The sequence below is a fragment of the Bradyrhizobium sp. UFLA05-125 genome (assembly GCF_059803515.1).
Genome location: NZ_JBANBJ010000008.1, coordinates 83,018 through 99,129, shown reverse-complemented (window position 1 = coordinate 99,129; position 16,112 = coordinate 83,018). Strand labels below are relative to the sequence as shown.

Annotated in this window: 19 protein-coding genes; 6 read left to right on the top strand and 13 right to left on the bottom strand. The window is 64.4% G+C overall.

The window, feature by feature from the left end:
- Positions 1–9: 9 nt before the first annotated feature.
- On the bottom strand, positions 10–945 hold the full coding sequence (locus tag SO156_RS11175; protein ID WP_498534827.1) for a DMT family transporter: 936 nt from the start codon (positions 943–945) through the stop codon (positions 10–12).
- A 105-nt stretch (positions 946–1,050) separates the two neighbouring features.
- Here SO156_RS11175 and SO156_RS11170 point away from each other — a divergent pair, with 105 nt between their 5' ends.
- Positions 1,051–1,440 carry a DUF1330 domain-containing protein gene (locus tag SO156_RS11170; protein ID WP_498534876.1) on the top strand — a complete coding sequence of 130 codons (390 nt, stop codon included), beginning with the start codon at positions 1,051–1,053 and terminating at the stop codon, positions 1,438–1,440.
- Here the strand turns inward: SO156_RS11170 and SO156_RS11165 are convergent.
- Positions 1,437–2,369: a DMT family transporter gene (locus SO156_RS11165; RefSeq protein WP_498534826.1), complete on the bottom strand. Its 933-nt coding sequence runs from the start codon at positions 2,367–2,369 to the stop codon at positions 1,437–1,439. The two genes, SO156_RS11170 and SO156_RS11165, sit on opposite strands and share 4 nt — an antisense overlap.
- Positions 2,370–2,739: 370 nt before the next feature.
- Here SO156_RS11165 and SO156_RS11160 point away from each other — a divergent pair, with 370 nt between their 5' ends.
- Both SO156_RS11160 and SO156_RS11155 read left to right on the top strand, forming a co-directional pair.
- Positions 2,740–4,032: an adenylosuccinate synthase gene (locus SO156_RS11160; protein ID WP_458149614.1), complete on the top strand. Its 1,293-nt coding sequence runs from the start codon at positions 2,740–2,742 to the stop codon at positions 4,030–4,032.
- Between the two features lie 37 nt (positions 4,033–4,069).
- The gene (locus SO156_RS11155; RefSeq protein WP_498534825.1) at positions 4,070–5,704 is read left to right on the top strand and encodes a hypothetical protein; all 1,635 of its coding nucleotides are present in this window, start codon (positions 4,070–4,072) and stop codon (positions 5,702–5,704) included.
- Between the two features lie 131 nt (positions 5,705–5,835).
- Here SO156_RS11155 and SO156_RS11150 read toward each other — a convergent pair whose 3' ends face one another.
- The 4 genes from SO156_RS11150 to SO156_RS11135 all read right to left on the bottom strand — a co-directional run bounded on the left by SO156_RS11150 (position 5,836) and on the right by SO156_RS11135 (position 8,225).
- Positions 5,836–7,128 carry a virginiamycin B lyase family protein gene (locus SO156_RS11150; protein WP_498534824.1) on the bottom strand — a complete coding sequence of 431 codons (1,293 nt, stop codon included), beginning with the start codon at positions 7,126–7,128 and terminating at the stop codon, positions 5,836–5,838.
- 86 nt (positions 7,129–7,214) lie between these two features.
- Complete coding sequence (locus SO156_RS11145) at positions 7,215–7,487, bottom strand: hypothetical protein (protein ID WP_458149611.1); 273 nt, start codon at positions 7,485–7,487, stop codon at positions 7,215–7,217.
- 254 nt (positions 7,488–7,741) lie between these two features.
- On the bottom strand, positions 7,742–7,948 hold the full coding sequence (locus SO156_RS11140) for a hypothetical protein (RefSeq protein ID WP_498534823.1): 207 nt from the start codon (positions 7,946–7,948) through the stop codon (positions 7,742–7,744).
- A gap of 34 nt (positions 7,949–7,982) precedes the next feature.
- The gene (locus tag SO156_RS11135; RefSeq protein ID WP_458149609.1) at positions 7,983–8,225 is read right to left on the bottom strand and encodes a hypothetical protein; all 243 of its coding nucleotides are present in this window, start codon (positions 8,223–8,225) and stop codon (positions 7,983–7,985) included.
- 157 nt (positions 8,226–8,382) lie between these two features.
- Here SO156_RS11135 and SO156_RS11130 point away from each other — a divergent pair, with 157 nt between their 5' ends.
- Together SO156_RS11130 and SO156_RS11125 are read left to right on the top strand one after the other, a co-directional pair.
- Complete coding sequence (locus tag SO156_RS11130; RefSeq protein ID WP_458149608.1) at positions 8,383–8,808, top strand: DUF5413 family protein; 426 nt, start codon at positions 8,383–8,385, stop codon at positions 8,806–8,808.
- Positions 8,809–8,887: 79 nt separating this feature from the next.
- Entirely contained in the window at positions 8,888–9,427 is a 540-nt protein-coding gene (locus SO156_RS11125) for a DUF4112 domain-containing protein (protein ID WP_498534822.1), read from the top strand.
- A 164-nt stretch (positions 9,428–9,591) separates the two neighbouring features.
- Here SO156_RS11125 and SO156_RS11120 read toward each other — a convergent pair whose 3' ends face one another.
- The 4 genes from SO156_RS11120 to msrA form a co-directional block, all read right to left on the bottom strand.
- Entirely contained in the window at positions 9,592–9,879 is a 288-nt protein-coding gene (locus SO156_RS11120) for a hypothetical protein (protein ID WP_027523175.1), read from the bottom strand.
- 204 nt (positions 9,880–10,083) lie between these two features.
- Entirely contained in the window at positions 10,084–10,248 is a 165-nt protein-coding gene (locus SO156_RS11115; RefSeq protein WP_080586674.1) for a DUF3309 family protein, read from the bottom strand.
- A 105-nt stretch (positions 10,249–10,353) separates the two neighbouring features.
- The gene (msrB, locus tag SO156_RS11110; RefSeq protein ID WP_498534821.1) at positions 10,354–10,773 is read right to left on the bottom strand and encodes a peptide-methionine (R)-S-oxide reductase MsrB; all 420 of its coding nucleotides are present in this window, start codon (positions 10,771–10,773) and stop codon (positions 10,354–10,356) included.
- Positions 10,774–10,803: 30 nt separating this feature from the next.
- Entirely contained in the window at positions 10,804–11,514 is a 711-nt protein-coding gene (gene msrA / locus SO156_RS11105; protein ID WP_458149605.1) for a peptide-methionine (S)-S-oxide reductase MsrA, read from the bottom strand.
- Positions 11,515–11,866: 352 nt separating this feature from the next.
- Here msrA and SO156_RS11100 point away from each other — a divergent pair, with 352 nt between their 5' ends.
- The gene (locus SO156_RS11100; RefSeq protein WP_498534820.1) at positions 11,867–13,555 is read left to right on the top strand and encodes a caspase family protein; all 1,689 of its coding nucleotides are present in this window, start codon (positions 11,867–11,869) and stop codon (positions 13,553–13,555) included.
- Positions 13,556–13,785: 230 nt separating this feature from the next.
- On the opposite strand, the gene SO156_RS11095 is transcribed toward SO156_RS11100, so the two are convergent.
- The 3 genes from SO156_RS11095 to SO156_RS11085 all read right to left on the bottom strand — a co-directional run bounded on the left by SO156_RS11095 (position 13,786) and on the right by SO156_RS11085 (position 16,110).
- On the bottom strand, positions 13,786–14,901 hold the full coding sequence (locus SO156_RS11095; RefSeq protein ID WP_498534819.1) for an ATP-dependent DNA helicase: 1,116 nt from the start codon (positions 14,899–14,901) through the stop codon (positions 13,786–13,788).
- 88 nt (positions 14,902–14,989) lie between these two features.
- On the bottom strand, positions 14,990–15,643 hold the full coding sequence (locus tag SO156_RS11090; protein WP_458150489.1) for a NapC/NirT family cytochrome c: 654 nt from the start codon (positions 15,641–15,643) through the stop codon (positions 14,990–14,992).
- Positions 15,640–16,110 carry a nitrate reductase cytochrome c-type subunit gene (locus tag SO156_RS11085; protein ID WP_498534818.1) on the bottom strand — a complete coding sequence of 157 codons (471 nt, stop codon included), beginning with the start codon at positions 16,108–16,110 and terminating at the stop codon, positions 15,640–15,642. The genes SO156_RS11090 and SO156_RS11085 overlap by 4 nt, the downstream gene beginning before the upstream one ends.
- Positions 16,111–16,112: the final 2 nt, after the last annotated feature.

The window sequence follows — 16,112 nt, the reverse complement described above, 5'->3', positions numbered from 1 at the left end:
AGCGCCGAACTATTTCGACGCCGAGCCTTGCCGAGACGCGATCACGACACCGGCGAGCACCAGCGCATAGCCGACGAGGTGGAAGGGTTGCAGCCGTTCGCCGAGCAATAGGATCGCCATCGCCGAGCCGAACACAGGCACCAGATGAAAGAACGGCGCAGCGCGGTTCGGTCCGATCAACGCCACGCCGCGATTGAAGAAGAGATAGGCAAGCGTCGAGGGGAAAATCAGGATGTAGGCGAGTGTGGCCAATGTCGTTGCATCGGGCTTTAGGATGTTGCCCGCCGAAAATTCCCACATCGCGGCCGGCAGCAGCATCATCGCCCCGCCGCAGGTGGTGAAGGACAGGAAGGAGAGCTGATGGATTTTTGGCCGCCGCGGGATGAAGGCGGAATAGAGCCCGAACGCCACCAGCGAGGAGGCGAACATGACGTCACCGCGGTTGAAGCTGATGCCGGCAAGCGCTGCGAGATCGCCGCGCAGGATGATGATGAGGACGCCGAGCAGCGAGATCGCGATGCCGGCGAATTGCGCGGCTGTCAGGCGGACGCCGAACAGCACCAGCGACCACAGCGCCACGAACAAGGGTCCGGCCGACTGGATCAGTAGCGCATTCAGCGCCTCCGTATACTGAAGGGCCCAGAACGAGATCGCATTGTTGAAGGCAAAGCCGACCAGCGACAGGAACAGCATCAGCGGCAGATGCGCGCGCAAGGCCTTCCAGTCGCGCCTCAGATGCGGCCACGAAAATGGCAGCAGGATGAGGAAGACGCCGAACCAGCGGATCGTGGTCAGCGTGAGCGGCGGCACATGCGCGCCGACATGGCGCGCGAGCACGATGTTGCCGGCCCAGAACAGCGAGCTCAGGCTCAGAAGCAGATAGGGCTGGTTGTTGAGCCAGCCGGCGGGATTCGAGGCCTGTGGCGCGGGCGAAGCGATCGTCATTGGTTTTCGTGAGGAAGCTTGCGCCGGATCGCAGCCGCGCCACAAGTCCTGCCGCCGCAATGCTACAATGCAGTGGAGATCAGGGAGGTGGCTTTGGCGGTTAATATGTTGAACATCGAGGGCCTGGAGCGGCTCGATCCGCAGGCGCCCGTCGTGATGTTGAACCTGATGCGCTTCCACGAGCGCTCGCTGGATGCCGACGGTTCCGGCTGGGACGCTTATTTGCGCTACAGCGCCGTGACCGTACCGATGATCAAGGCGCGCGGCGGCACGCTGCTGTGGACCGGCGACGCCAGGACAATCGCGCTCGGGTCGCAAGCGGGCAACGACTGGGATTTCGTCGCGCTGGTCTATTATCCGTCGGTCGCAGCCTTCCTCGACATGATGATGTCGGAGCGTTACGAAAGCGAAGCCGATTCCCATCGCCGTAACGCCTGCGCCGAGCACGTGATCATTGCGACCAGCGAAGCGTACAGCAAGTTCAGGGTGAGCTAGCTCGCCTGCTTGCGTGAGGCCACGAACACGCCCGACAGGACCAGCGCAAAGCCGATGAAATGGAAGGCCTGCGGCAGTTCACCGAGAAAGATCATTGCCATGATCGAGCCGAACACCGGCACTACGTGGAAGAACGGCGCGGCGCGGTTGGCGCCGATCAGCGCAACGCCACGGTTGAAGCAGAGATAGGCGAGTGTCGAGGGAAACACCGCGACATAGACCAGCGTGAGCACGTTCGGCAGATCGAGCTTCATCAGGGGACGCGCCGACAATTCCCAGATCTCGAGCGGCACGAGGCACGCCGCGCCGCAGCCGAAGGTGAAGGCGAGAAACGACAGGCCGTGGATCGCAGGACGCTTCAAGGTCAGCACCGAGTAAAGCGCGAAGATTACCAGCGCGACCATGAAGATCAGGTCGCCCTTGTTGAACTCGATGTTGGAGAGTGTGGTGAAATCGCCATGCAGCAGGATGGTCAGCACGCCGCAGAGCGAGAGCAGCACGCCGAACGCCTGCGCCGTGGTCAGCCGGACGCCCAGGATGATCAGCGACCACAGCGCGACGATCAGCGGCGCGGCCGATTGCAGCAGCAGCGTGTTCAGCGCCTGGGTATGCTCCAGCGCCCAATATTGCAGCGTGTTGAAGGCGCCGATGCCGGTGATCGACAGCACGATCATCAGGCCGAGCTTGCCGCGGATCGCGGGCCAGTCCTTGACCAGATGCGCCCAGGCGAACGGCAGCACCAGCAGGAAGGCGAAGAACCAGCGCAGGAAGGACAGTGTCACCGGCGGGATGTGGCCGGCGGCGAGCCGTCCGACGACGGCATTGCCAGCCCAGCACATCGCTGTGATGCTGAGCAGCAGATAGGGCTGGTTCGCGATCCAGTGTTGCCCCGGTGCGGCAATGCGTGTGGTCTGGTCGGTGGCGGTCATTGTGATTGTTATGGCCCCGCGTCATGCGCCGCACCCCCGCCCGGCGCTGCCCGGGCCGGCTCACAGCCCGGCCCCATTCAAAGACACGGAAATCGCGGTTGCAGCAATGGGGGGCGGATGCATCGCGACCATGCAGCGGCAGAGATCGCGTCTAGCGCTTTGGTCGAGGGTCCGTGGGATGCCCTGGAAGGTTTCTGGATTTTCCGGGGATATCAAAGGCTTAAATAGTGTTTAGGATCCCCAAAAAGCCGCCTTCTTGCTTGCCTAGAGAGGCTGCTTCCGTTATCCGGTTGGCTGCCTCGCATGCGAACGGCCCCCGGCCGTGGATTGGGCTGGGCGCATCTAAATCTTGCATAGGGAATACCCGCGAATGGCCAATGTTGTCGTCGTCGGCGCCCAGTGGGGCGACGAGGGAAAGGGCAAGATCGTCGACTGGTTGTCGGAGCAGGCCGACATCGTCGTCCGTTTCCAGGGCGGTCATAACGCCGGCCATACGCTGGTCATCAATGGCGAGACCTACAAGCTCGCGCTGTTGCCCTCCGGCGTCCTGCGCGAGCACAAGCTGTCGGTGATCGGTAATGGCGTGGTGTTCGATCCGCAGGCCTTCCTCGACGAGGTCGCCAAGCTGCGGGCGCAAGGCGTTGCCGTCAGTCCGGACAATCTTCGCGTCGCCGAGAACGTCACCCTGATCCTGCCGCTGCATCGCGAGCTCGACGCGCTTCGCGAATCCTCCAATGCGGCGACCGCGATCGGTACAACGCGCCGCGGCATCGGCCCCGCCTATGAAGACAAGGTCGGCCGCCGCGCCATCCGCCTGATGGACCTCGCGGACCTCGACACGCTGCCGCACAAGATCGACCGGCTCCTTGCTCACCACAACGCATTGCGCCGCGGCCTCAATCTGCCGGAGTTCGATGGCAGGGAGATCCTGAAGGAACTGAGCGCGCTGGCGCCGCAGCTTCTGCCCTATGCCGAGACGGTGTGGCGGCTGCTCGACATCAAGCGTCGCGAAGGCAAGCGCATGCTGTTTGAGGGGGCGCAGGGCGCGCTGCTCGACGTCGATCACGGCACTTATCCTTACGTCACATCGTCCAACACCGTGGCGGCGCAGGCTGCAACCGGCGCAGGCCTCGGGCCCGGCGCGGTCGGCTATGTGCTGGGTCTGTGCAAGGCGTACACGACCCGCGTCGGCCAGGGGCCGTTCCCGACCGAGCAGGACAACGAGATCGGCCGCAAGATCGGCGAGCGTGGCCGCGAGTTCGGAACCAACACGGGGCGTCCACGCCGCTGCGGCTGGTTCGACGCCGTGCTGGTCCGTCAGGCGGTCAGGACCTGCGGCATCAACGGGCTGGCACTGACCAAGCTCGACATCCTCGACGGCTTCGATTCGATCGAGGTCTGCACCGGCTATCGGCTGGACGGCAAGGAGATCGATCATTTCCCGGCCGGCGAGGGCGCGCAGGCCCGCGTCGAGCCGATCTACGAGACCATCGAAGGCTGGAAGGAGCCGACCGCGAACGCCCGCTCCTGGGCGGATTTGCCGGCTCAGGCCATCAAATATGTGCGTCGGATCGAGGAACTGGTGGGCTGTCCGGTCGCGCTTCTTTCCACGAGCCCCGAACGTGAAGATACTATTCTGGTGCAAAACCCGTTTGAGGCTTAACGATATCTTACCGGGACAGGCGCATAGTTGAGTTGAAATGGCTGATTACTATCCGCTGATCGCCCGCGCTATTGCCGCCTTGGACCCCAATGCTCCTGGCGAAAGCCGGCGCGCGCTCTATGAACGGGCGCGTACGGCGCTGATCGCGCAGCTCCGCAGCGTGCAGCCGCCGCTCTCGGAGTCCGAGATCACCCGCGAGCGGTTGTCGCTCGAAGAGGCCGTCCGCAAGGTCGAATCGGAAGCCGCGCAGCGCGCTCGCGAGGCCTCGCGTCCCGGCGGCGGCCCTCGCACTGGCAGCGGCGGTGGCAGTGGCAGTGGCAGTGGCAGTGGCGATGCCTTCCGCCGGGCCAGCGCCCGCGCGGCTGAGAGCGCTCCGCCGGCCACCCCGCCTTCGGTCTCATCGTCCGCACCGCGCCCGGCGCGTCCTGTGGCGCCGCCGCCGTCGCGCAACGATCGTCCTCCGCTTGCTGGTGACGATAACGGAGATCGCGACGTCCAGCGTCAGGCCCGTCCTCCCCGTCCGCAGGCACCTCCGCCGCCTCCCATGCCCGAGCCTCCGGCAGCGCGCGATCGTTCCGCTGCGCGCCGTCCGCCGGAAGGCGCCCCACCACTGCCGCCGCAGGCGCCGGGCGTTCGCGGTTTTCGCGATATCACCGCGGATGCTGACGATCTCGGGCGGGCCGCCGCGCAGGCCAACCGTGCGGCACGCCGGACCTACGCCAACGTGCCATCGCCCTCGCCGGAGTTCGACCGGCTGGAGCCGAATCTGGAGAACCGCGGCGGCGAGCCGCCGGACGTTCCGTATTCCTATGACGAGTCGGTCGAGGAGGCCGAGCGTTATGCGCCGCGGCCGGCGGCACCGCGCCCGCACATCCCGGTCCTCGACCGCGACACCAAGAAGCGCCGTTCCGCCTTCCCGTTCAAGAGTGCGATCGCCGTCGGCATCGTGCTGATCCTGGTCGGCGCCGGCATCCTCTGGGGCAAGCAGGCGGTGCAGACCGTGAGCGGCCTGTTCAAGCCGTCCCAGACGCAGGTCGTGGAGGCGCCGAAGGATGCGTCGCAGCCGCAGACCAAGCCGAAGATCCCCGATCGCGTCGGCCAGCCGTCGTCGACCGAGCAGCCGGCAGCGCCAGTGGCGCAGAAGGTCGTGCTCTATGACGAGGATCCGTCCGATCCCAAGGGCAAGCAATATGTCGGTTCCGTGGTTTGGCGGACCGAGCCGATCAAGGCCTCGGGCAACCAGAAGGCCGACATCGCCGTGCGCGCCGACATCGACATCCCCGACCGCAAGTTCAAGATGACGATGTCGTTCCGCCGCAACACCGATTCATCGCTGCCGGCGAGCCACACTGCGGAACTGACCTTCATCCTGCCGCCGGACTTCCCCGGTGGCGGCGTCGCCAACGTGCCAGGTATCCTGATGAAGTCGAACGAGCAGGCACGCGGCACGCCGCTCGCGGGCCTCGCCGTCAAGGTCACCGACGGCTTCTTCCTGGTTGGGCTCTCCAACGTCGATGCCGACCGCGCGCGCAACGTCCAGCTGCTGAAGGAGCGTTCCTGGTTCGACGTGCCGCTGGTCTACGCCAACCAGCGCCGCGCCATCATCGCGATCGAGAAGGGTGCCCCCGGCGAACGCGCCTTCAACGACGCGTTCGCGGCGTGGGGGGACTAGGGCTTCCATCCCTGGCGCCGTCATTCCGGGATGCGCGCGAAGCCCGCAGGCCCGGAATCCATTTGGCAGAGCGTTGAATGGTGAGATGGATTCCGGGCTCGCGACTTTCGTCGCGCCCCGGAATGACGATATCAATGTGTCGTCCCGCCGACCTCGATCACGCCGACCTTGTTGACGAGGCTGTTGGCCATCACCGGATTGCCGCTGCGGTCGACATCCATGTTGCGGACGATGTCGCCGCCTCCGGGGATCGCCCAGCTCTGGAATTTCTCGCTGGCGGGATCGAAGCGGACGATGGTGTTGGGTTTTGCGGCCGACTCGCTGTACCAGACCGCGCCCTTGGTGAAGACGATGCCGTAGGGCTGCGACTTCGGCCCGCTCGGTGAAGCCCATTCCTTCACCGTGCCTGTTGCTGGATCGAGCCGGCCGAGGAAGCCGCGGGCGAAATCGACATACCAGATCGCATCGTCGGGGCCGACGGCGAGCCGGCGTGGCCGGGCGGCCGCATCCGGCAACAGGTACTCGCGGATCTCCATCGTCTTCGAATCGATGGTCGCGATCTTCGGCGCGCCGAACTCGACGAACCAGACAGCGTTCTTCGCATTCACCACGATGCCGTAGGGCCGCGCATTTGCCGTCGGCGGCGTGACGAGCTTGATCTCGCCGCTCGTGGGATCGAGGCGCCCGACCTTGTTGCCGGCCTGCACGGTGAACCAGATGATGCCGTTCTGGTCGAAGACGAGCGTATGCGGATCCCTGGCCGATGCATCCGGCAGCCGGTACTCTCTGACGTCGTCGGTCTTCGGATCGAGCCTGCCGATCAGCCCGGCAAAATTGCCGGTGAACCAGATGTTGCCGTCCTTGTCCTCCTTCAGTCCGTGCGGGCCGGTCTGCGGATTGAGCTTGTACTCGCGGATCGCGCCGGTGGCGGGATCGAGGCGGCCGAGCACGTTGGCGAGCTGGCCCGAGTACCACACCGATCCGTCGCGGGCGGCGAGCGGATCGTGCGGCCGCGAGCCTTCGGTGGCGACCGGCCATTCCTTGATGTCGATCTGCGTGTCGCCGGCGATCAGCACTGCTGCGGGGCGGGGCCGTTCGGGAAAGTTCTTGATGAGATAGTCGGTGATTCCGGCGACGTCCTCGGGCGGGATCGGCGCGCCGAAATTCTGCATCATGCGGATCACCGTGTGCCAGCCGTCGGGCGTGTAGCCCGCAGTCAGCCGGCCGATGTCATGGCACGAGCCGCAGATGCCGACGACGGTGCTCTTGCCGGGGCCATCCGGAAAATTGACGCCGGCCTGCTGGGCGGGCGCCGCGCAAGGCGCCAGTGCCAGCAGGGCGGCCGTGCTCACCGGGATAGCGGATTGCAGCCAGCCGCCCGCGATCAGGATCCTCGCCAAAATCCTCGCCAAAATCCTCGCCATGTCTGTTGCTCCAGCTCTCTTGGCCGGGCCTCAGCATAGCGTCGATCGCAGCAGGACGCCGCTCAACTTGCGGTGCGCGCGAGTGATCAGTTCGCGGCAGCTTCCCGCTTGCGCGCGGCAGCGGCCTCGCGGTCCATCACGGCGCGGCAGCCCGGGCTGACATGGTGCTTGTTGCGGACCATGCAGGCAGTGACCCGGGAGATCGAGGGGATTTCGCTGGCGCACAGCCGCATGGCGTCGCCGGTGCACATCTGTTGCGCCTCGGATGAGAAGGCGAGGCCGGGTGCTGCGTGAAGCACGGTGGCAGTTGCGGTAATGGCGGCGAGAGTGGCGATCTTCCCGATCCGGTAACTGAACATGTGAGATGCATCCCCAAAGATTTTGGCGGTGTTGGCCGCTTGTCTATTGGAGGCGCCGCACGCGGCTTGCGCTGCCGCACGTCAGGTCCAACACGCAGGGAGATGCCCCCGGTGTGGTTGCTCGATTACGCTTGAGATTTCGAATCGAAAGTGCTGCGCCGCCCCGATTCGATTATGCGCGAATGCCGCGAAGCTTCAATGGTTCGTGTGAACGATTTCACGATTGTTGCGCGTTCGTCACGGCAACAGTTGCCTCACGCGTTAGTCGAGGGCGCATCAGCGAGAGCTGCGGCATGCTCCTCGAGCGCCGTGACGCCTTTGGACGTCAGCTCGAACAAGTCTCCGTCCTTCATGACGTAACCTTCGATGATGAGTCCCTCGACCTCGCCATGGCGGTCGTCGGCGAAGGCGATGGACTGGCCGATGTCTTTCAGGATCGCGAGCTGGTCATCGCGCAGCATGGTGGCATCTCCGTCTTGCGGCGCCGCCAGCGCCTCACATGCCGTGGCTCTCGAACACCTTGCGGCAGGAATGCGACAGCCTGGCCCGGTTGGCTTGCAGGCAGGACTGGACCGCGCCGTCATTGCCGAGATCCTTGCGGCACAGGCGAGAGGCGTCGCGCGAGCAGGCCTGCTGCTCGCCAGGGGTTCCGGCATGGCCCTGTGCGAGGGCCGGCAGGCTTGAGAAGCCGGATGCAGTGAGCGTGATCGTTGCCAGGAAAAGGGTCATCCAACGCATGGCCAAATCCAATCTCCGGAGAGGACAGACACGAGAGCCGTTCACAGAACCCATCCGCCTGCCACTTGTTCCCCGGGGGCGTCCGCCCCGACTCGGCTATTCAACCTTCTCAAGGCGCTGCTATAACGGGGGCGGGTCTTGAGGTAAGGGGTGCTTGATGAAACGCTATCTGGTTTTTGCGCTGGTGGGGCCGTTTGTCGGCGGATTCCTGCTGTTGCTGACGACGACCTACCAGTCCGGCTATTGGACCCAGACCAATCTGGGCGAGGTCGGCAAGCTGTTCGTGGTGTTCTTCAAGACCCTGCAATACAGCTATCTGTTTGGCTTCCTGCCCTCGTTGATGATCGGCGCGGTCGACGACATCCTGTTTCACGTCAAGCGGATCGGGCCGGTGCTGCGGATGCTGCTGGTCGGCCTGTTCGCGTTCATCCTCGCCGCCCTCACCTATGGCTCGCGCGGAGCCGACACCGGCGCGGTGCAATGGGTTCTCTACGGCCTCGTCGGTTTCGTGCCGAGCGTGATTTCGTCCTGGCTCGTACATAAATATGTCGAGGAGCCGCAACCGGCTCCGGCGCCGACCTGAGGGCAGGGGCGGCGTTTGGGCGCGGCGCAGCAACCGAAGCGGTGCATGCGCGTTTGCCTCAAGCGATGACGCTCAACGAATGACGATGTCTGACGACGATATTCTTGCAACGCGCCCTCCCCGCTCGGGGAGGACCTCGCGCGCGGCCTTCTCGGGCGATGAGGCACGCGGGCCGATCATCGATCAGGACGGCCGCGAGATCCGTCCCGAGACGCTCGAAGAGGGCTTTCGCGAACTCGGTTTCGAGTTCGGCAGCGCCAATCCTTTTGGCAAGCTGACGCGCGAGCAGCGGCTGGCGCGGTTCGAGGCGATCGCAAAGCTGCTCGACGTCGCCTTCGTCATGCCCGGCACCAATATCCGCTACGGCATCGACGGCCTGATCGGTCTGATCCCCGTCGTCGGCGACATCATCACCACTGCAATCTCATTGTGGCTGGTGCGCGAGGCCCGCGCGCTCGGCGCGCCCTGGTACGTCACGGCGCGGATGCTGGGCAATGTCGCGGTCGACGGCGTGGTCGGCATGGTGCCGTTCGCAGGCGATGCCTTCGACGTCATGTTCCGCGCCAATATGCGCAACGTCCGCCTGTTGCGCCGCTGGCTGGACAAGCAGCCGCGCTAGAGCATGATCCGGAAAAGTGTGAAGCGGTTTTCCGAAAAGATCATGCTCAAACAACAACCTAAAGCGCGATGACGATTCATCCTGATCTCATCGCGCTTTAGATGCGAAAAGCGCGGTAACCTTTCGGCTACCGCGCTCATTGCGCATCGGAGGATGAGTAAAGCTTACGCCGCGTCGGCGTCGGTGTTCGCGGCCGGCTTGCGGCGGCGCGGCAGCGGAAACGCCTCGCTCTCATAGAGCGAGCGGATGCCGTTCTGGTCGAAGCGGGCTTCCTCGACCTGTAGGTACGCGCCGTTCAGCGAGTCCGTCGGCAATTCCTCGATCGCGAAGCGCACGGCTTCGGCCGCGGTGCCAAACCGCCGATAGGTGAAGCCCGCACGCTTCTTCTTGCGGATCGCGGCGGGGAAAAGCTCGGCGGAGGTATTGAAGTTGAACGGACGCAGTGGACGCATGGTCAAAGACCTCGTGATCTTCTTCGGTTTCAGGCGCGTGTGGGGTTTTTGAGCGAGGGCCGCAACCGGGCGGCCATGTCATTCTTCGCCCCCTAATATAGGCCGATTTGACAGAAATGCGACCCCTGCGAACGCAGATGATGAATCCGCGCATGGCAGCTCCGCAAAGCAAATAAGATTAATTAATTCAATGGCTTGATTGGTTTACAGCTTGCCCAGAAGCAATAACACGATCAGCACCACCAGGACCACGCCGCCAATCCCCATGCCGGAATGGCCCATGCCGTAGCCATAGCCGCCGAACCGGCCGGACATGCCGCCAAGGAGATAGATGATCACGAGGATGATCAGGATGGTTCCGAGGGTCATGGCGTCCTCCCTGACGGTGCGCCGGAATGCGCCCTCCGGCCGCACCGTCAGAAGAGAAAAGCACATCCGGCCGCCGGGTTCCACGCCGGAACCCGGCTCTTGCCATTATCTCGGCTTGAGCTTCAGCGCCGCCGAATTGATGCAATAGCGCAGCCCCGTCGGTCCCGGGCCGTCTGGGAAGACGTGGCCGAGATGGCCGCTGCATTTGGAGCACAGCACCTCGGTGCGGATCATGCCGTGGCTCTGGTCCGTCTCCTCGTCGATATGGCTCTCGACCGCCGGCTGGGTGAAGCTCGGCCAGCCGCAGCCGGAATCGAACTTGGCATCCGACTCGAACAGCACGTTGCCGCAGCCGGCGCAGACGTAAGTGCCGGCGCGATGGTCGTGCTCGTACTCGCCCGAGAAGGGACGTTCGGTCGCCTTTTCGCGAAGTACCGCATACTGCATCGGCGTGAGGTCGCGCCGCCACTGCTCCTCGCTCTTGGTGACCTTGGTTTCGTTCGCGGGTGTTTTGGTGTCGGGCATGGATCTCCCGTTCAGCTAGTGGTTTCGCAATCAGTTGGTGGCCTTGCTGGCGCTGACCAGCGTCGGCTTCTCGATATAGTCATCCGCGAACAGCTTTTTCAGGTTCTCGACCTTCGGGATGTCGTTCCAGGCGATGTAAGGCTGGTTCGGGTGCAGGGTCAGATAATCCTGGTGATAGCCTTCCGCCGGATAGAACGCCTCCAGCGCGCCGACCTTGGTCACGATCGGCTTGCTGAAGACCTTGGCGGCGTTGAGCTGCGCGATATAACCGTCCGCGATCTTCTTCTGCTCGTCGGACGTGGTGAAGATCGCCGAGCGATATTGCGTGCCGGTGTCGGGCCCCTGGCGGTTGAGCTGGGTCGGATCGTGGACGACCGAGAAGAAGATCTGCAGGATCTTGCCGTAGGAGATCTTCTTCGGATCGTATTTGATCTCGACCGATTCCGCGTGGCCCGTCGTGCCCGACGAGACCGTGTGATAATCGGCCGTCGCCTTGGTGCCGCCGGCATAGCCGGAGACCGCGTTGACGACACCGGCGGTGTGCTGGAACACGCCCTGCACGCCCCAGAAGCAGCCGCCGGCGACGACCGCGGTCTGGATACCGCTTGCAGGTGCAGCGTCGACGGCGGGAGCGGGGATCACCACCGCATCTTCCGCGGCCCGCGAGGGCGCGGCGAAGGCCAGCGCCAGCGCGGCGGTGGCGGCAAGGAGGGGGAGGGAATGGAAGGCGGGTCGGCTCATGGCGGATCCTCGTTCGGTCGGTGCGACAGTCTAGGGTGGTTGAGGCCGGGCGAACAGCCTGCCCGGCCCGGCATTCGGGCTTGCCCTTGATACGGGCGGACGGGCGCGGATGTTACGCGCGACCAGACACGAGCCCGTGAAGAAGGCATTGCTAGAGCATGATCCGGAAAAGTGTGGAGCGGTTTTCCGAAAAGATCATGCTCAAACAACAACCTAAAGCGCGATGACGTTTCATCCTAATTTCATCGCGCTTTAGGGTCGCCGGAACGGGAAAGCAGGCCCGGGATGAACCCCTCCCTTGGATGACCGACATAGAAGTAGAATGAGTGGCGGTGGAGCTTGTTCGACGAAAATGTTGCGCGTCGTTTCCCTGATCCTTCTCATCCTGCTGTCATCTGCGCCGGCCGTCCTGGCCGACCCTCGGCTTGGCGATGATCTCGAGACCTGCCGCGAGCGCAGGCTTGACCTGCCGACGCGGTTCGCGGCGTGCGAAAACCTGCTCGGCTCGGATCGCGTGACCGGGAAGGACAAGGCCGTCGCGCTGACCGTGCGGGGCTTCACGCTTCTGAACAGGCGCGACTTCGACCACGCCCTCGAAGCCTTTGCCGCGGCGCGCGACGCCGATCCCGACAACATGGTCGCGCTCGACGGCCAGGCCCAAACCCACCAGCGCAAGGGCCAGGACGATCTCGCGATGGCTGACTACAACCTCGCTCTCCAGAAGCGCCCCAACTATGGCGCCGCCTATAACGACCGCGGCACGCTGTACTTGCGCAAGGGCGCACTCCAGAGCGCGCTCGACGATTTCAATCTCGCGATCAAATACACGCCCAATCTGCTGGTCGGTCACACCAACCGCGCGCGGACGCGGACTTTCATGAAGAATTATGACGGCGCGCTCGCCGACTTTGCCGACGCGCAGAAGATCGATCCGAATGCGCTGCAAATTCCCAACCATCGCTGCGTGACCTTTGCCGCTATGCGGCACTTCGACGAGGCGCTCGCCGATTGCAACAGCATGCTGGAGAAGCAGCCGAAGAACCAGTACGCGCTCGCCAACCGCGCCGACACCTACCTCGCCAAGGGCGACCTCGACTCCGCACTCAAGGACTACAACGCAATCCTCGAGATGAATCCGAACAACGTCCGCGCTCATGCCGGCCGCGGCCAGGTGTTCGAGCGCAAGCAGGATCTCGCGCAGGCGCGCGCCGACTACCGCGCCGCCGCCTTCGCGCTCACCCCGTTCGACGAGATCGACGTCGCGATGGCGCGCACCGGCGCGCGGGGCCGACTGGCCGTGCTCGAACCGAAGACGCCTTCGACGACGCGTTCGACGCTGCGCCGTGTGGCGCTGGTGATCGGCAACGGCGCCTACCGCAACGTTCATGCGCTCTCCAATCCGCCGCGTGACGCCAAGCTGATCGCCAGCGCGCTGCGCGACGTCGGTTTCCAGACCGTCACGATCTCGACTGATCTTTCCCGGAACCAGTTCTTCGAGACGCTGCGCACCTTCGCGGCGGATGCGGAGAAAGCCGATTGGGCCGTGGTCTACTATGCCGGCCATGGCTTCGAGATCGGCGGCGTCAACTATCTCGTGCCGGTCGATGCAAGGCTCGCGGTCGACAAGGACGCGGAGACCGAAGCCGTGGCGCTGGAGCAGGTGATCGCGGCGGTCGGTGGCGCGCACAAGCTGCGGCTCGTGATCCTCGATGCCTGTCGCGACAATCCCTTCGCGCCGACCATGCAACACACGCTGGCGCTCAAGCTGGTCGACAAGGGTTTTTCCAACATCGAGCCCGGCGTCGGCTTCATGGTGGTCTACGCCGCCAAGCACGGCGAGACCGCGATGGACGGCGACGGCAACGACAGCCCGTTCGCGCTCGCACTCGCCCGCGATGTGCGGCAGCCGCACGTCGAGATCCGCAAGCTGTTCGACATCGTCCGCGACGACGTCTGGCTCCAGACCCAGCACGTGCAGCAGCCCTTTACCTACGGCTCGCCGCCGGGTAGCGAGGATTTTTACTTCGTGGCGGGGAAGTGATGGCGTGATTTGCGGGACACCCGCACCACACATTCGGTGTCGTCCCGGCCTAGTGCGCAATTGCGCACGGGGGCCGGGACCCATAACCACAGGGAGTGGTTGTGACGCGAAGCTGATAACCCCGAGTCTTCGCCAAACCACTCCCTGTGGTTATGGATCCCGGATCTGCGCTTCGCTTGTCCGGGATGACGAGCGGAGGTTGTCGCTGCGACGTGCCCGGGCCCCGTAGATCACACCACCACGCTCAGCCTCTTCGCCGCGCGGGTAACCCCGGTGTACAGCCACCTGGCGCGGCTGTCCTGGAACGCAAAGCTCTCGTCGAACAGCACGACGTCGTCCCATTGCGAGCCCTGCGACTTGTGCACGGTCAGTACATAGCCGTAATCGAACTCGTCATAGGGCTTGCGCTGCTCCCAGGCGATCTGCTCGATCCCGCCCTCGAAGCAATCGGCGCGCACCGAGACCTTGGTCACCTTGTGACCGAAGTCCTCGTCGGGCGACAGCCGCATGCTGAGGATGCGTGACTTCGAGCGCGAGGTGTTGCGCGATTTCACGCGCCACAGGCCGCCGTTGAACAGGCCCTTCTTGCGATTGTTGCGCAGGCACACCAGCTTGTCGCCGGCGACCGGAAACTGGTCCTCGATGTTCTGGCGCTGGCGCACGCGCATGTTGTAGGCGCGGCGGGTGTTGTTGCGGCCGACCAGGATCTGGTCGGCGCTCATGACGCGGTCCGGATCGAGCTCCTTGCGCGAGACGACCTCGCTCTCGCCATAGCGGCCGATTTCGAGCTCACGGCCCTCGCGGATGTCCATCGACATCCGCACGATCGGATCATCCTGCGCCTGGCGATGCACCTCGGTCAGCATCGCGTCGGGCTCGGTGTTGGTGAAGAAGCCGCCGCCCTGGATCGGCGGCAATTGCGCGGGGTCGCCGAGCACGAGCAGCGGACAGTCGAACGACATCAGGTCGCGGCCGAGCTCCGCATCGACCATCGAGCATTCGTCGATCACGATCAGCTTGGCCTTGGAGGCCGGCGCGTCGTCCCAGAGCTCGAAGCTCGGCTGCTCCTCGCCGGACTCGCGGGCGCGATAGATCAGCGAATGGATGGTGGAGGCGTTGTCGCAGCCCTTGTTGCGCATGACGAGTGCCGCCTTGCCGGTGAAGGCCGCAAACTTGACCTCGCCGTCGACCCCGTCCGCGATGTGCCGCGCCAGCGTGGTCTTGCCGGTTCCGGCAAAGCCGAACAGGCGGAAGATCGGCGGCGTGCCGTTACGGCCTGGCTTTGCCTTGAGCCAGTCGGCGACGTCCTTGAGGGCGGCATCCTGATGCGGGGTAAATGTCGGCATTTTCGTCTTGAGGGAGGGCGAAAATGATCGATTCGCCCGTCCCCAAAACTAACCATTCCGCCCGTCGGTTCAAGCGGCGGCGCCAGCCCTATTGCCAGCCGGGAACGCCGCGCATGTCGGGCAGGTGGTGGGCGATGCCCTTGTGGCAGTCGATGCAGGTTTTCTCGCCGGTGAACAGGAAGCGCTGGTGCGCCACCGAAGCCCGCGGCGACTGCTTGGTGATGTCCATGGAATCGGCGCTATGGCAGTTGCGGCACTCCAACGAATCATTGGCCTTGAAGCGGGCCCATTCGTGCGCTGCCAGCTCGAGCCTGCGATCGGTGAATTTCTCGCGGGTGTCGATGGTGCCGAAAATCTTGCCCCAGACTTCCTTTGAGGCCTGCATCTTGCGCGCGATCTTGTCGGTCCAGTTGTGCGGGACGTGGCAGTCCGGGCAGGTCGCGCGCACGCCGGAGCGGTTGGTAAAGTGGATCGTGGACTTCAGCTCGGCGAACACGTTGTCCCGCATCTCATGGCAACTGGTGCAGAATTTCTCGGTGTTGGTCAGCTCCAGCGCGGTGTTGAAGCCGCCCCAGAAGATGACGCCGGCCACGAAGCCCGCGAGCACCAGCGTGCCCAATGCGAACACCGTGCTCGGCCGCGTCAGCACGCCCCACAGCTCGAGCGCGAAATCCCAGCTTCGGGCGAGAAAGCCGCGCTTGGCTTTGGGGTCTACATTGGGGTCGTCGGCGGTCGTCGTCATCGGCGGCCACCGGGGCTTGAACGCGAGAGCAGCGTGTCGATGTCGGTGAAGTCGTTGCTGACCGGCGGAGTTGCGGTGTTCTGCGGCACGTGGCATTCCGTGCAGAAGAAGCGCCGCGGCGAGATCGAGGCCAGGAACTGGCCGTCACGGTCCATGAAGTGCGTGATCGAGACCATTGGTGCCTGTGATTCCGACGTGCGCGAGCGTGCATGGCAGGACAGGCACTTGTTGCTGTTGAGGTCGATCTGATAGCCGTCGATCGAATGCGGGATCACCGGCGGCTGCTCCGGATAGTTGCGCGACTCCTTCTCGGAGGTGTTGCGGTTCGGCAGCATCGGTGGCGCCGGCCCTTCATCGTTGAGCGGGGTCGGCCCGCGCAGGCCCGAAGTCACCGTCTGCGCGGTCAGCGAGCTCGCGCCCACGGCAATGGCGAGCGCCAGAAGGAGGATTCCGGATCGTTTCATCATAG

Coding starts and splice junctions, on each gene's coding strand:
- SO156_RS11120 (WP_027523175.1), bottom strand. CDS start 9,879: ATGCGTCCACTGCGTCCGTTCAACTTCAATACCTCCGCCGAGCTTTTC.
- SO156_RS11130 (WP_458149608.1), top strand. CDS start 8,383: ATGAAACGCTATCTGGTTTTTGCGCTGGTGGGGCCGTTTGTCGGCGGA.
- SO156_RS11175 (WP_498534827.1), bottom strand. CDS start 945: ATGACGATCGCTTCGCCCGCGCCACAGGCCTCGAATCCCGCCGGCTGG.
- SO156_RS11135 (WP_458149609.1), bottom strand. CDS start 8,225: ATGCGTTGGATGACCCTTTTCCTGGCAACGATCACGCTCACTGCATCC.
- SO156_RS11170 (WP_498534876.1), top strand. CDS start 1,051: ATGTTGAACATCGAGGGCCTGGAGCGGCTCGATCCGCAGGCGCCCGTC.
- SO156_RS11155 (WP_498534825.1), top strand. CDS start 4,070: ATGGCTGATTACTATCCGCTGATCGCCCGCGCTATTGCCGCCTTGGAC.
- SO156_RS11085 (WP_498534818.1), bottom strand. CDS start 16,110: ATGATGAAACGATCCGGAATCCTCCTTCTGGCGCTCGCCATTGCCGTG.
- msrB (WP_498534821.1), bottom strand. CDS start 10,773: ATGCCCGACACCAAAACACCCGCGAACGAAACCAAGGTCACCAAGAGC.
- SO156_RS11115 (WP_080586674.1), bottom strand. CDS start 10,248: ATGACCCTCGGAACCATCCTGATCATCCTCGTGATCATCTATCTCCTT.
- SO156_RS11140 (WP_498534823.1), bottom strand. CDS start 7,948: ATGCTGCGCGATGACCAGCTCGCGATCCTGAAAGACATCGGCCAGTCC.
- SO156_RS11100 (WP_498534820.1), top strand. CDS start 11,867: ATGTTGCGCGTCGTTTCCCTGATCCTTCTCATCCTGCTGTCATCTGCG.
- SO156_RS11145 (WP_458149611.1), bottom strand. CDS start 7,487: ATGTTCAGTTACCGGATCGGGAAGATCGCCACTCTCGCCGCCATTACC.
- SO156_RS11150 (WP_498534824.1), bottom strand. CDS start 7,128: ATGGCGAGGATTTTGGCGAGGATTTTGGCGAGGATCCTGATCGCGGGC.
- SO156_RS11165 (WP_498534826.1), bottom strand. CDS start 2,369: ATGACCGCCACCGACCAGACCACACGCATTGCCGCACCGGGGCAACAC.
- SO156_RS11090 (WP_458150489.1), bottom strand. CDS start 15,643: ATGACGACGACCGCCGACGACCCCAATGTAGACCCCAAAGCCAAGCGC.
- SO156_RS11095 (WP_498534819.1), bottom strand. CDS start 14,901: ATGCCGACATTTACCCCGCATCAGGATGCCGCCCTCAAGGACGTCGCC.
- SO156_RS11160 (WP_458149614.1), top strand. CDS start 2,740: ATGGCCAATGTTGTCGTCGTCGGCGCCCAGTGGGGCGACGAGGGAAAG.
- SO156_RS11125 (WP_498534822.1), top strand. CDS start 8,888: ATGACGATGTCTGACGACGATATTCTTGCAACGCGCCCTCCCCGCTCG.
- msrA (WP_458149605.1), bottom strand. CDS start 11,514: ATGAGCCGACCCGCCTTCCATTCCCTCCCCCTCCTTGCCGCCACCGCC.